This is a genomic window from Streptomyces umbrinus, assembly GCF_030817415.1.
Lineage (GTDB): Bacteria > Actinomycetota > Actinomycetes > Streptomycetales > Streptomycetaceae > Streptomyces > Streptomyces umbrinus_A.
This window is the reverse complement of record NZ_JAUSZI010000002.1, coordinates 1,793,041-1,806,390: the sequence shown is the minus strand read 5'-3', so window position 1 is coordinate 1,806,390 and position 13,350 is coordinate 1,793,041. Positions and strand designations below refer to the sequence as shown.

The 13,350-nt window shown below is 68.3% G+C and carries 5 protein-coding genes and 1 tRNA gene; 3 read left to right on the top strand and 3 right to left on the bottom strand.

Annotated features, from left to right (window positions below; all coding sequences use genetic code 11):
- The first annotated feature begins 33 nt into the window (after nucleotides 1-33).
- Nucleotides 34-107 (top strand) — tRNA-Pro (locus tag QF035_RS08750).
- Here the strand turns inward: QF035_RS08750 and QF035_RS08745 are convergent.
- Entirely contained in the window at nucleotides 73-477 is a 405-nt protein-coding gene (locus QF035_RS08745; RefSeq protein WP_307519413.1) for a tyrosine-type recombinase/integrase, read from the bottom strand. The genes QF035_RS08750 and QF035_RS08745 overlap by 35 nt on opposite strands.
- A gap of 67 nt (nucleotides 478-544) precedes the next feature.
- Entirely contained in the window at nucleotides 545-2,278 is a 1,734-nt protein-coding gene (locus QF035_RS08740) for an MFS transporter (protein WP_307519412.1), read from the bottom strand.
- A gap of 417 nt (nucleotides 2,279-2,695) precedes the next feature.
- Here QF035_RS08740 and QF035_RS08735 point away from each other — a divergent pair, with 417 nt between their 5' ends.
- A complete protein-coding gene (locus QF035_RS08735; protein WP_307519410.1) occupies nucleotides 2,696-4,477 on the top strand; it encodes a fatty acyl-AMP ligase in 1,782 nt (593 codons plus the stop codon).
- The gene (locus QF035_RS08730; protein WP_307519409.1) at nucleotides 4,474-11,181 is read left to right on the top strand and encodes an SDR family NAD(P)-dependent oxidoreductase; all 6,708 of its coding nucleotides are present in this window, start codon (nucleotides 4,474-4,476) and stop codon (nucleotides 11,179-11,181) included. Before QF035_RS08735 ends, QF035_RS08730 begins: the two co-directional genes overlap by 4 nt.
- Before the next feature lie 158 nt (nucleotides 11,182-11,339).
- On the opposite strand, the gene ccrA is transcribed toward QF035_RS08730, so the two are convergent.
- On the bottom strand, nucleotides 11,340-12,728 hold the full coding sequence (gene ccrA, locus QF035_RS08725; protein ID WP_307519407.1) for a crotonyl-CoA carboxylase/reductase: 1,389 nt from the start codon (nucleotides 12,726-12,728) through the stop codon (nucleotides 11,340-11,342).
- Nucleotides 12,729-13,350 lie beyond the last annotated feature (622 nt).

Genomic DNA, 13,350 nt, shown 5'->3' with positions numbered 1-13,350 from the left:
CGTGTTCACGCGGAACTCCGCGACGAAGCGCATCGGGACGTGGCGCAGCTTGGTAGCGCACTTGACTGGGGGTCAAGGGGTCGCAGGTTCAAATCCTGTCGTCCCGACTGGAGACAGTCGCAGGTCAGGGCCGGTTTCGGAGGCATCCGAAACCGGCCCTTGGTCATTCTTGGGGACCAGTTGGGGACTGGCGTCCTTGACCGGGGTCAGCGGGTCATGACGATCGGGCTCGGCAGGGAGCGCGGAGCGCGCTGCGCCGGCGGCTGTGATCTTGTGTACGTCCGGGTGGAGGTAGCGCTGGGTGGTGGTCAGCGATCCGTGGCCGGCGATCCTGCGGAGGACGTGCACGTGGACTCCGGCGTCGGCGAACCAGGTCAGTCCGGTGTGCCGGAGGTCGTGGCGGCGCAGGTGCTCGTAGCCGAGTTTGCGCACTCTGCAGGGGCGACGCCGAAGCCGACCTGAACGAGATGCCGGCATGGCGCAAGTCGTAGGGGTGCTTGGCCGGTTCAAGGGCCGTGTTCGTCAAGAGCGAGAACAGCCGGCACTACCCAGGCGGATAGCCGCTGATGTCTCTGTCCGCCAGGAGTTCCCTGATGCGCTCGTCGACCTGCTTGCAGTCGTATCCTCGCCCCACGACCTGGAACAGAGGCGGGCTCGCTGCCGAGTCGGTTTCGGACAGCGCTTCGAGATAGCGGTCCACCTGATCGCGGGCGTAGCCCTCTCGCACCACATCGAAGCCCCGGACTCCGGACGGTGACGGCGCTTCCCAGCCGCTCCTCGTGTATCCGTACACGCGTGTCATCAAAGCCGGGGCCCAGCGCCTGTGTACCCGGCTTTCAGCAGCAGCGAAGCGTTCGGTCATCGACTTCGCAGTCGGGGGTCGCTGGCTGTGCAACGTCCACAAGGCCACCGGCGCGCCGATCGCAACCAGCGCGGCAGCGGTGTAGAGCCCCGCTTGGTATCCCGCCAGAAATGCCTCACCGGCATGGGCTCCCGCGGAAGCCGCTGAGTGTTGCCGGTACGTGACGATCACACCGACCACGGCGACGCCGAGGACACCCGAGGCTTCGCGGGTGGCGCTGAACAAGCCCGCGGCGATACCTGATGCATGGCCAGGGGCGGCTTCCAGAGCCCGCGTCGTCAAGGGAACCGCCATGGCGGAGCCGATGCCGATACAGGTCAGCCCGGGCAACAGGTCGGTGAAGCCGCCCGCGGCGCTGCCGCGGGCGACGAGCAACAGCCCCAGGGCCACAAGTAGCAATCCCACTGCCGATACCCGCCCCTCGCCCCACCGCCGGACCATCTTCGGGACCAGCACAGCGGTCACGAGCAGGGCTGACGCCACTGGCGTGAACGTCAGGCCGGCGGACGTCGGGCTGAAATCCAGCACATTCTGCAGGAATTGCGAAGTGAAGAAGAATACGCCAGTGACTCCCAGGCCCCACAACAGCTGGGTAACGATTCCTCCCGCGAACGCCCGCCGAAGAAGTAGATCGGCAAGCGGCGTTCTCCTGCTCGATGATTCCGTTATCACGACGGTAATCAAGCAGATGAGGGACATGATTCCAGGAACAACGATTCTGGCGGCCGTGAAACCGTAGCGAGGCCCCTCAATCAGGCAATAGGCGAGTCCGCCGAAGAAGAGACAGGCCAGCATCACTGTGCGGAGTGGAAGGGCGGAGTTCGGGGGCTGCCGCAGGACAGCGCCGTCGGGTTTGGCGGCGCGAGGAATCGCCGCGACCGTCACGAGCAGGGAAAGAACGCCGAGCGGCGCGTTGATCGCGAACAGCCATTTCCATCCCAGGTGTTCTGTGATAATTCCGGAGATCACGGGACCGCAGGCGAGTGCGGTGGCCAGTGCCCCAGTCAGCGCGCTGATACCGGCGTTACGTGCGCCGGAGGGCAGGTCGTGGGACAGCAACGCGAGCGAAGCCGGCATGATGAGAGCCGCTCCCACCCCCTGCACCCCCCGCCAGACGATCAAGTCCGGACCGTTCGTGGCCACGCTGCACAGCAGTGACGAAGCCGTGAAGAGGGCGATCCCCGAGACCTGCGTGGGACGCCGCCCTCTGGAGTCCACACAGCGGCCCCCCAGCAGCAGGAAGCTGGAAAAGGTGAGCGGGTACACCGTCGCGACCCACTTCAGGCCGGACTCGCCGAGGACCAACTCCTCTTGGATTTGCGGAAAAGCGACGTTGACAATGGTGTTGTCGAGAGCCGTCATGAAGGACGGCAGGATGATTGCCGCCAGAACGCTGAGTCCGCGCAGTCGGCTCATCAACCATGCCTCGGAAGTCGACCCCGATCGACGGGGGCGGGAGCAGCCCGAGCGGGCTCGAACAGGTGGAGCAGGAATTTATCGTACAGAGTGGACCAGCGGACGCAAGTGGACACGCCACGCTTGCTCATTCCGCCTGCTGCCCTTCCCGTGTGCTCCTCCGTTCCGTCCTGTGCGTAGCATGGATGAGAATGAGGACATCCGTACAGCGGACCCCGCGTGTCGTCCTGTCAATATCATAGCTTCATGTTTCGCTGACGCTGAATAAGGGGCCTCTCAGGCATTGCCGGAACGAACGGAAGCACGCCCGTATCCATCCTTCCCTGTGCTGCACGGGGCGCGCCTCGGATGGTGAATCGGCCGGGCCGCGGAAAGCCCTGTCATGCTGTCCGACCCCTATCAAGGCATGGTGATCAGATGTCGTCAGCCACGGGCGATACACTCAGCCGCCATTTGGCCCTCTCCGCCCAGCAGACACCCGATGAAGCGGCCTTCACCTTCGTGCACTTCGGCGCCAACAGGGGCGGGGACTCGGTCGAGCTGACGTGGAACGAGCTGGACACGCGGGTGCGGACGGTGGCAGCAGGGCTGCGCCGGGCGGGTGCGGTAGGCGAGCGAGTAGCCATCGTCGCACCGCAGGGCCTCGACTACGTGGTCGGATTCCTGGGGTCCGTATGCGCGGGCGCGATTGCCGTGCCGCTCTTCCCCCCCGACCTGCCCGGCCACGGCGAGAAACTGGCGGCTGTGCTGGCCGACGCGGCACCCTCCGTTGCCATCTCCGCCCCCGAGCAACGGGAATCGGTGGCGGACTTCTGCGCCGGCCACGGTATTGCTCCCCGTTTGCGCGTCGTGAGCGTCGAGGACCTGACGCAGAGTGCTGGAACAGAGGGTACGGAAGCTCGGACAGCCCGGGAGCCGCAGCCCGAGGACTGCGCCTACCTGCAGTACACATCCGGATCGACGAGGATGCCGTCCGGGGTGGAGATCACCCATGCCAACGTCTGCGTCAACGCGCGGCAGGCTATGGAAGCGTATGGCGTCCGCAGAGGGCGCAACTGCGCCGTGAGCTGGCTTCCGCTGTATCACGACATGGGTCTGATGCTGGGGATCGCCATGCCGGTCGTGGGCCGCATGCGGTCCGTCATCATGGATCCGCTGGATTTCGTCCAGCAGCCGGCCCGCTGGCTCCGCTTGCTCACGCGCCATGACGGAGCCCTCACAGCCGCACCGAACTTCGCCTACGACTACTGCGTTCATCGGGTGCCACCCGAGGAACGGACCGGCCTGTCCCTGGGATCGGTCGCCGGCATGATCAACGGCAGCGAGCCCGTCAGCCCGCGGACTCTCGAGCGCTTCCATGAAGCCTTCGCGCCGTCCGGCATCCACAGGACGACCATGCGCCCCTCCTACGGCCTCGCGGAAGCCACCGTGTTCGTCGCGGCGTCGCCTGCCGGTGAGGAACCGACCGTCACCTCCTTCGACCGGAACCTGCTGGCGCAAGGCACCGCGCGTGTCGCTGAACCGACCGAAGGCGGACCCAACATTGAACTGGTCGCCTGCGGCCGACCGACCGATCAGGAAGTGGCCATCGTCGACCCTGCCACCGGCCGCCGACAGGAGGACGGGACAATCGGGGAGATCTGGCTACGCGGCCCGAACATCGGACGCGGCTACTGGGGTCGCTTGCTGAACGGGGAGTCCTTCGGCGCCGTTATGGAGGGCGGAGACCCGGCTGATCCGGCACAGCGTTGGCTGCGCACGGGCGATCTGGGCATGTGGCACGACAAGCAGCTCTATGTCACGGGTCGAATGAAGGACCTGGTGATCGTCGACGGTACGAACCACTATCCACACGACGTCGAACTCACCGTAGAAAACGCACACTCTGCTGTCCGACGCCACCACACGGCCGCGTTCGCCGTGTCCACCGACGAGGGCGAAAGGCTGGTCGTCGTCGCCGAGCACTCCCCTGCCGTCACGGACCCGCACACGCATCTCGACGAGGTGACGCGGGCCGTACGCGGGGCTGTCTCAGTCACCCACGGCATCGCCGTTCATGACTTCGTCTACGTCCCACCCGGCGCCGTGCCCCGCACGACCAGCGGCAAAGTGGCCCGCAGCGCCTGCCGAGCGCGCTACCTCGCCGACACCTGGACGGCTACGAAGAACGCGGCACTGAAGGGATCTGGTAGCGCATGACCACCGCACAAGGAGGGGAGGCGGAATCGCAGCCGCCGAGCGCTGAGCACGCGCCTGCGCCGGGGACCGCGGGTATCGAGGCACCGACCGCCGCCGAGATCCGCTCCATGGTGCGTCATCTGGTCGCGGACCTGTGCGGCGTACCCGGTGACGAACTCGACGCCGAGCGTCCCCTGACCGAGTACGGACTGACCTCGCGCGACGCGGTCGGTCTCAGTGGACGGCTGGAAGAGCTGCTCGACCGGACACTCCCCGCCACCTTGGTGTGGGAGAACCCGAGCATCGAGCAACTGGTCCGCAGCCTGGCATCAGGAGAACCGCGCGAACAGAGCACCCGCCCCCAGACGGCGGCCAAGGGCACCGACCGCACCGGCGCCGACGCGGTCGCGGTGGTCGGTATCGGCTGCCGTCTCCCCGGTGGCATCAACGGGCCTGACGCCTTCTGGGAGGGACTGCTCGCAGGCACGGACGGTGTGGGCCAGGTCCCGGACGAACGCTGGCAGTTCTTCGACGACGGGGCGGCCGAGACCGCGGCAGCGCTGGCTCGTACCACTCGCTGGGGCGCTTTCCTGGCCGACATCAAGGGCTTCGACGCGGACTTCTTCGGGATCACGCCCGACGAAGCCGAAGTCATGGACCCTCAGCAAAGAATGCTGCTCGAAGTGGGATGCGAGGCCCTCGATCACGCCGGAATCCCGCTCTCGGCCCTCCAAGGCAGCGCCACCGGCGTATTCGTCGGTCTCAGCGCGCTCGAATACGGGCATCTCACCACGGCCGACCTGTCAGGAGTTACGCCGTGGACGAGCACCGGGGCGGCAGGCAGCATCGCCGCAAACCGTATGTCGTACCTGCTCGACCTCCGCGGCCCCAGCATGACGATCGACACCGCCTGTTCCTCGTCCCTGGTCGCCGTGCACCAGGCGAGCCGCAGTCTCCGCGACGGCGAATGCGAGACCGCTCTCGCCGCTGGGGTCAACGTGCTCCTGTCGCCGGCCATCACCGCCAACTTCGACCAGGTCGGCGCGTTGGCACCGGACGGCAGATGCAAGCCGTTCGACGCGAGGGCCGACGGCATCGTGCGCGGGGAGGGATGCGGCGTCGTCGTCCTGAAACGGCTGACCGACGCCCAGCGCGACGGCGACAGGGTGCTGGCCGTCATCCGCGGAACAGCAGTCAACTCGGACGGCCGCTCAGCCGGGCTCATGGCACCCAACCCGGTCGCCCAGGAAGCACTGCTGCGCAGCGCACTGGGCGACGCCGGCACCGAAGCAGCCGACATCGGCTATGTCGAGGCCCACGGCACCGGAACGCTGTTGGGCGACCCCATCGAGGCGGGAGCCCTGGGCGCCGTCCTGGGCCGTGGCCGCCCGGCCGACCAACCGCTGCTGATCGGCTCGGTCAAAAGCAACCTGGGGCATCTGGAGGGCGCAGCGGGGATCGTCGGCCTGATCAAGACGGTGCTCTCGCTTCACCACGGAAAGCTGCCTGCCAACCTCCACTTCCAAAGCCCCAACCCGCACATCGACTTCGCGGAGCTGGGCCTGCGCGTCGTCACTGAGCCGACTCGCTGGCCGGCCGAACGCGGGCGCCCCGCCCTGGCGGGCGTATCGGCCTTCGGCTTCGGGGGCACCAACGCTCATGCCGTCCTCGAGCAGGCGCCCCGACCGGCTTCTCCGCGCGCCGAGGAAACCGCCGAGGGTGTCCCGCACATCCTCGTGGTCACCGCACGCTCGCAGGACCGGCTCGGCGACGTTGCCACCGGTCTCGCCCATTGGCTGAACGCGCGGGGCCGTACTCTGCCGCTCGTTGATGTCGGCCACACGCTGGCACACCAACGCCGGGGACCGGCAGGCGCCGCCGTCGTCGGCCGGGGGCGGCAAGACCTCACCGCAGCACTCGCAGCGCTCGCCAAGGGCGAGACTCCGACGTGCGTCGTACCACCACGGACAGCACAGGACTCGGAAGCGGACCGGAAGACGCCGAGAAGACCGGTCCTCGTCTTCTCCGGTTACGGCTCCCAGTGGAACGGAATGGGCCGCGGGCTGCTGCGCGACGATCCCGTCTTCGCCGCTGCCGTACGCGAACAGGACCCGGTCTTCGAGGCGGAGACGGGCAGTTCCCTGACGGATCTCATCTCCCGCGCGGACCAGGGCACGGGCGTCGACCGCACGCAGCCTCTGCTCTTCGGTCTCCAGCTCGCCCTGGCGGGCACGTTGCGTGCCTACGGCGTCGAACCCGGCGCTGTCATCGGACACTCGATGGGAGAAGTGAGTGCGGCCGTGGTCGCCGGCGCCCTTGACACCCGTGACGGCCTACGAGTGATCCTCAACCGGTCCACCCGGCTCGCGGCCATCGACCAGGAGCAGGCCGGCGCGATGGCGGCCGTGGAACTGCCGGAGGAAACCCGCGCGGACGTCCTCGACCGCTATCCGGATGTCGGCATCGCGGTGTACGCCTCGCCGCGGCGTTGTACCGTCACGGGCCCCAGCGAACCGATCGCGCGCATGGTCGAGGAAGTCGAGGCGCAGGGGCGACTCGCCCGGCTCCTCGCTGTCGGCGCCGCCGGACATTCACCGGCAGTCGATCCCGTCCTTCCGGCACTGCGCGACGCCCTCGACAGCGTCAGCCCACGTACCGCGACCATCCCCTGGTACGGAACGGTCCTCGACGACGCGCGCGCCGACATCCATGCGGACGCGCAGTACTGGTGCGCCAACGCCCGCCGCCCCGTTCGCTTCCAGCAGGCGGTGGCCGCCGCGGCGGCCGACGGCCACGACATCTTCCTGGAGGTCTCACCCCACCCGATTGCCGTCGTTCCCGTCACCGAGACGCTTGACGCGGTGGCCCCGGGGCGCGGCCGCGTGCTGTCGACGATTCACCGGGACAGCGATGAGTGCGTGCGCCTGCGCACCGCGCTTGCGGAACTCCACCTGGCCGGAGTGCGAGGTCTGGCCGGACAACTGTGGCCGGACGGCAAGCGGGTGGCCTTGCCGAGCCCTCCCTGGCGTCATGTCCCCCACTGGTTCCGCAGGGGCAGCCTGTCGAGTCGGCCGGTCCCCGCAGGCGGCCACGGGCTGCTGGGTACGCGCGTGGAGGATCCTGGCACGGACCGTGTCCTGTGGCACGGGGACATCGGCACCGACGGCTGGAACCAGCAGCCGGCCAAGCTGCACGGCAGGGCCGTTCTTTCGCTGCCCGTCTGCGCGGAACTCATGATCACCGCCGCGACTGCCGCGAGCGCCAGGGCCATCGAGACGGTACGCATCGAGAACCTGGCAGTGCACCATTGGCTGCCGGTCTCCGCGAGGACGCCTGTCACCACCGTCTGGGAGCCGGAGGGGCGCGATCAGGCAACCGTCGGCATCCACTCACGGTCGTCCTCCGGCGCCTGGCTGTGCCATGCCTCTGCCCGTGTTCTCACCAGACCCGAACCGCTGGCCCGCCGTGAACCAGGAGGGGCCGCGCCCTTCGAGGCCGGCTTCCCCGTGCCCGGCACTGAGGAGCACGCACCGAACCAACGGCCACACGGAGAGCTCCTCCATGCCGTCCTGCACGCACCTGCCGGTCGCGACCGCCCGGACGGGGAGGTGCCCGGGGCAGATCAGGCACCGTCCGCAACGGAAGACGTTCCGGTCTTCGTACGGTCTCTGCAGGTACGGCTGCAGGCTCCTGCCCGGAACGAGTGCCGGGTCCGGTGCCTGCCGTGTATCGATGAATCGACTACCGGCGACGCCCGGGGGCGATCACCCCACCGCGGCAGGTGGGACATCCACGCGGAGGGCCCCGGGGGACGGGAGCTGGTCGTCGCTAATGACACGCGGCTCCGGACCGTCGAACCGGGGGAGATTCCGCGGCCGCTCGACGAAACCACGTATGAGATCACGTGGGAGAAAGCACCTGTCTCCCTCCCCTCCCCACCGGCCCACGTCCTGCTGCTGACGGATCAGTCCGGCGGCGGCGTCCACCCCTGGGCCGCTTCCCTCGCGTCGGCACTGCGGGAACAAGGCTTCGAGGTAGCGCTCGCGGATCACCAGGCCGATTCCCTCGGCAGCCTGTTGGACACCTGGCGGGAGGAGACCCGCGACGGGCGGGCTGCCGTGGTCATGCTCCTGGCGGCCGGTCCCGAGCCGACCGGAGCGTGCCGAGGACTTCACGCCGCCGCGGACGTCGCCCGCCGTCTGGCCTCGGACGAGCGGCAACTGTCGCTTCCCCGGCTGTGGCTGGTGACCGAACGGGCCCAGACGGTGGTGCCGGGGGAAACAGGGAACCCCGATTTGGCCGCTCTTCGCGGTCTCGTACGCGTACTGGCCCTGGAGCGTCCCACTCTGCGTACGACCCTCGTGGACATCGACCCGCAGCCCGGTCTCGTCGACGACCTGGCCCAGGAACTGCTCGCCGACGGCGAGGCCGACGAGGTCGCCTGGCGCGGAGGTACCCGCTTCATTGCCCGGCTGGCTGCCGTGGACCCTGACGACGCATGCGCCAGGGTGCCCTTCGCGCGTTCCGACGGCGCCTACATCGTGACGGGCGGACTGACCGGCCTCGGCCTGGCGACGGCGCGACGGCTGGCCCAGCAGGGCGCCGGCCGCATCGTCCTGAACGGCCGCAGCGCCCCGGGCCGCGCGACGCAGGCCGTCCTGACCGAACTCGGCGAGCTCGGCACCTCCCTCGTCGTGGTGCAGGGGGACGTGGCTCATCCAGGTGTGGCTACGCGTCTGGTCGAGGCGGCCCTGTCCAAAGGCCATTCCCTGTGCGGAGTCGCACACGCCGCGGCTGTGCTCCACGACCGCGTCATCACCGACCTGCAATCGTCCGACATCGAGGCTGTCTTCCGGCCGAAGGTCACTGGCGCCCTCCAGTTGGAGGCGGCCACCGCGGGGCACGATCTCGACTGGTGGCTGGCGTACAGCTCCGCCGCCGCCCTCTTCGGCTCTCCCGGGCAGGCGGCCTATGCCGCTGCCAACGCCTGGCTGGACGCGCACGCCCACCGCCGCCGGGTCGGCGGCCTGCCGGCAACCGCCATCGCATGGGGCCCCTGGGCCGACGTGGGTGCGGCACCCCAGAACCCCGCCGTGGCTCTTGAGCCCATCACCTCGGCCGAAGGGTTGGACGCCCTCCAGGCGCTTGTCACCCGGGGCAGGACGTACACCGGCGTGGTACATCTGGACGCCCGTCGGGCTTTGGAAGCCTTCCCGGGACTGGACGCGGTCGCGTTCTTCGCGGGGGTTCTGCGCGGCAGTGGTCTCCCCGACGACGACTGGGACGGCCCGGGAAGCATCTCGACGCTCGGCGGAGCGGCCCCCGCCAGAATTTACGAACGTCTCGGCAGGCGTACGGCCGCTGTCATGGGACGTGCCAGCCAGGACCTGGACGAGAACGTTCCGCTGACCGACCTCGGCCTCGACTCCCTCATGGCCGTGCGGATCCAGAACGCCGTCAAACAGGACTTCGCCGTGGCATTGCCCGGGCCTCTCCTTCTGCGGGGTGCCAGTCTTCGTGCCGTCGGTGACGCGGTACTGCGAGAGCTGGGTCTGGCAGGGGCTGACACCCGTGACACGGCAGCAGCCGCTCAGCCGAGGGGCGTCGAGCAGGAGCGCGTCGGCAGCGAGGCGATCCCGGCGCTGCCGACCACGCTGGATCCTCGAGACGCCGCCGAACGCCTGGTGGCCGGCGTCTGGCACGAGGTCCTCGGACGGCGGCCAAAAGGCGTCAACCAGGACCTCCTTGCCGCAGGTGGTGACCAGCACACCGCTCATGACCTGGTGGAGGGCATCCGCCGGCGCCTGGGCGACACCGCCCCGGCCCTTACCGAGGAGCAGGTGCTCGACCACTCCACCGTCGCCACCCTCGCCGAGCTGATCCGGCCCGCGGTGAACGAAACGGGCGGGTCCGTCCTACGCGTCATCCGGCCCGGGACCCACCGCCCCGCCCTGTTCACCTTTCACCCCGCCGGCGGCCCGACATCGGTCTACCGACCCCTCGCCCAGCTACTTCCGGCGGAACAGCCCGTGTACGGATTCGAGCGCGTGGACCGCCTCCACACGATGGAGGAGAAGGCCGCCCACTACCTGGGTCTCATCCGGGAGCTCCAGCCACAGGGGCCGTACCACCTGCTGGGCTGGTCCTTCGGCGGCTGTCTCGCCTACGAGGTCGCCCGCCAGCTCCGCGAGACGGACCAGGCCGTGGGCTTCCTCGGACTCCTCGACACCATCCTGCCGGCAGCACTCCCCGGGCTGGACTCCAAGGAACTGCTCCTCGAACGGTTCGGCCGGTTCGCCGAATACATCGAGAAAACATACGGCCGCCGTCTTGACCTGCCCTACGAGGAACTGGCTGCCACGCCTGACGAGCAGCAGATCGACGTGGTCATGCGACTCGTCGCCGAAGCCGGCCTCGACATGAGCCCCGGCATCATGGAGCACCAGCGGACGTCCTACATCGACGCGCGCGTCGGAGAGCGGTACCGGCCTCAGCCCTGTCCGGACCCCGTCGTGCTCTACCGGGCCCAGGAGGCACAGCGGCTGACCACGTCGCTCGACCCTCGTTACCTGCGCAGCGAGCCAGACCTCGGGTGGGCATCGTTGTGCCCGTCGCTCGAGGTCGTACCCGTCCAAGGCGACCACTTGTCGCTCATCGACCCGCCTCATGTCGAGGTCATCGCACAGCACCTGACCAAAGCCCTTCAGGGGCAGGGGGACGAGTAGCCGGCGGTTGCGACGCCGTCGAACGTGCGGGACCGGGCCGAAAACGGGAGTTCACGCCCATCCAGCCCGAACCGAGCGATCACACCGGCGAGCCGGCCGTGCCGGACCGGCTCGCCCGTGCCGGACCGGCCGGACCCGATGAACGCCAAGGCCGGTCTTCACACACGAGCCAACCGGCGCCCTTCGTCATGGTCACGGCCGGAAGAAGCATCGGACTCACTCGTCCAGCCCTGGAAGGTGCGCAGACGGTCCTCGCCCACTCGTGCCCTGGCCTGCGGGTCCGTCACCCCCAGCCCAGGGCGTGGGGCCAGACACAGAACGCCCACCTTGCCGATGTGCTGGTTGGTCTGGACGCTCCGGGCAGCCGTTGCGACCTCGTCCAATGGGTATGTCGTCGACAGGGCCGGCAGCAGACGGCCCATGCTGAGCAGCCGGTTGGCCTCCCACTGCTCATGCAGGTTGGCCCCGTGGCTTCCGATGATCCGCTTGAGCCGCATCCACAAGTAGCGGTTGTCGTAGGTGTGCTGGTATCCGGTACTGGAACCGCACGTGACCACTGTCCCTCCGCGTCTGGCGAGGAAGACCGAGGCACCGAACGTCTTCTCGCCGACGTGCTCGAAGACGATGTGCGGGTCTTCTCCTACCGCGTCGCGCACCGCGGCGCCGATCTTCCTCCAGCCTTCCGGCCGCTGCAGCAGGGTGGCGTCTCCCCCGTCGATTTCCGAGCGGTTGATGACGATCTCGCATCCGAGGGACCGCAGCAGGTCAGCCTTCCGGCGGGAGTTCACCACGCCCACCGGAATACCGCCACCGTTACGGACGAGTTGCACTGCGTAGGAACCGAGCCCCCCGGTCGCACCCCAGATCAGCACCACATCGCCCTGCTTCATGTGCGCTCCGCGATCGCTGACCAGCATGCGGTACGCGGTGCCGGCACACAGGGGATTGACGGCCGCCTCCTCCCAGGTGAGCAGCCCTGGTTTGGGCATCAACTGGCTTGCCCGCACGATCGCGTAGTGCGCCAGTCCGCCGAAGTTCGTTTCGAAGCCCCACGCTTTCTGTCCCTCGCCGAGCATGCCGTCCCGATGTGTGTCATGGTCCTGGTCGTCGACGTACGCGGTGGCCACCACGACGTGGTCTCCGGCCTTCCACTTGCGCACGGACGACCCTGTCCGCACGATGACGCCTGCGGCGTCCGACCCCACGACGTGGTAAGGCAGGTCATGGCGCCGCTCCCATCCCCCGGCCTTTGCCATCTGTTTCAGGAACTGGAACGTCGGCAGCGGCTCGAACATCGCGGTCCACACGGTGTTGTAGTTGATGGAGCTCGCCATCACAGCGACCAGTGCCTCGTCCGGAGCCAGTTCGGGCATCGGGACCTCATCGACGATGAGGGACTTCTGCACATCCTTGTCGTCGACGTCCTGGAACATTTTGATGTCAGCCAGACGCACCGTCGCCGCGGCGAACCGCTCGGGCAAAGGCAGTTTCTCCAGCGCATCCCCGCCGGCACCCGCGATGACGGCTTCGGACATGGTCGTGCTCATCGACTCTCCCTCACTCCGGGCCGCGTGGAGCCCTGCCCTTCAGTTCACCGGCTGATCTGACCTGCCAACTTGTACCTAGCAAGCTGCCTGCCTCGTCGCGTCGCAACCGCACAGCCCCCGCCTGGTGTTTCCTTGGAGGGAAGACGCAGGTCAGTTGAGGTGGAGCGGTATGCGTGCCGTTGCTCGAAGGGTGTAACGGCATGGCCGCCCGGTGGCCGACGCGGACGGGGCCGGACGCGCGATCAGCTGTCCGGCTGATCTTTCAGGCGGTGCCGTCGGCCTTCGGGCTCCGGCCCGATTCATCCCCTCCAACGGACGGGATCCGGCGACGACATGGACGGCCGACCACGGAGCGGTGGTCCGGTTGCCTGATCTGACCGCGGTGGGACACCTCATCGCCATGGTCGCGGTCGCCGCCGACGCGGCAGATGCCCCTCCCCCAGGTGACGTGCGATCGGTTGATCATATTCACATCAAATCGGTGTGTCGGCTGGTCTTTGATCACCTATTTCGACATGGTCTGCACGTATATGTCCACTTCGGTTCTGGCGATCCGTTGGCACCCGGGACGGCCACTCCTGCCATGTCCGCAGCACGGAGCGAAGCACCCCAGCGTCGAGCC

Excerpts from the sequence above, each read along its gene's own strand:
- QF035_RS08745 (WP_307519413.1), bottom strand. The coding sequence starts at position 477 with ATGCCGGCATCTCGTTCAGGTCGGCTTCGGCGTCGCCCCTGCAGAGTG.
- QF035_RS08740 (WP_307519412.1), bottom strand. The coding sequence starts at position 2,278 with ATGAGCCGACTGCGCGGACTCAGCGTTCTGGCGGCAATCATCCTGCCG.
- QF035_RS08735 (WP_307519410.1), top strand. The coding sequence starts at position 2,696 with ATGTCGTCAGCCACGGGCGATACACTCAGCCGCCATTTGGCCCTCTCC.
- QF035_RS08730 (WP_307519409.1), top strand. The coding sequence starts at position 4,474 with ATGACCACCGCACAAGGAGGGGAGGCGGAATCGCAGCCGCCGAGCGCT.
- ccrA (WP_307519407.1), bottom strand. The coding sequence starts at position 12,728 with ATGAGCACGACCATGTCCGAAGCCGTCATCGCGGGTGCCGGCGGGGAT.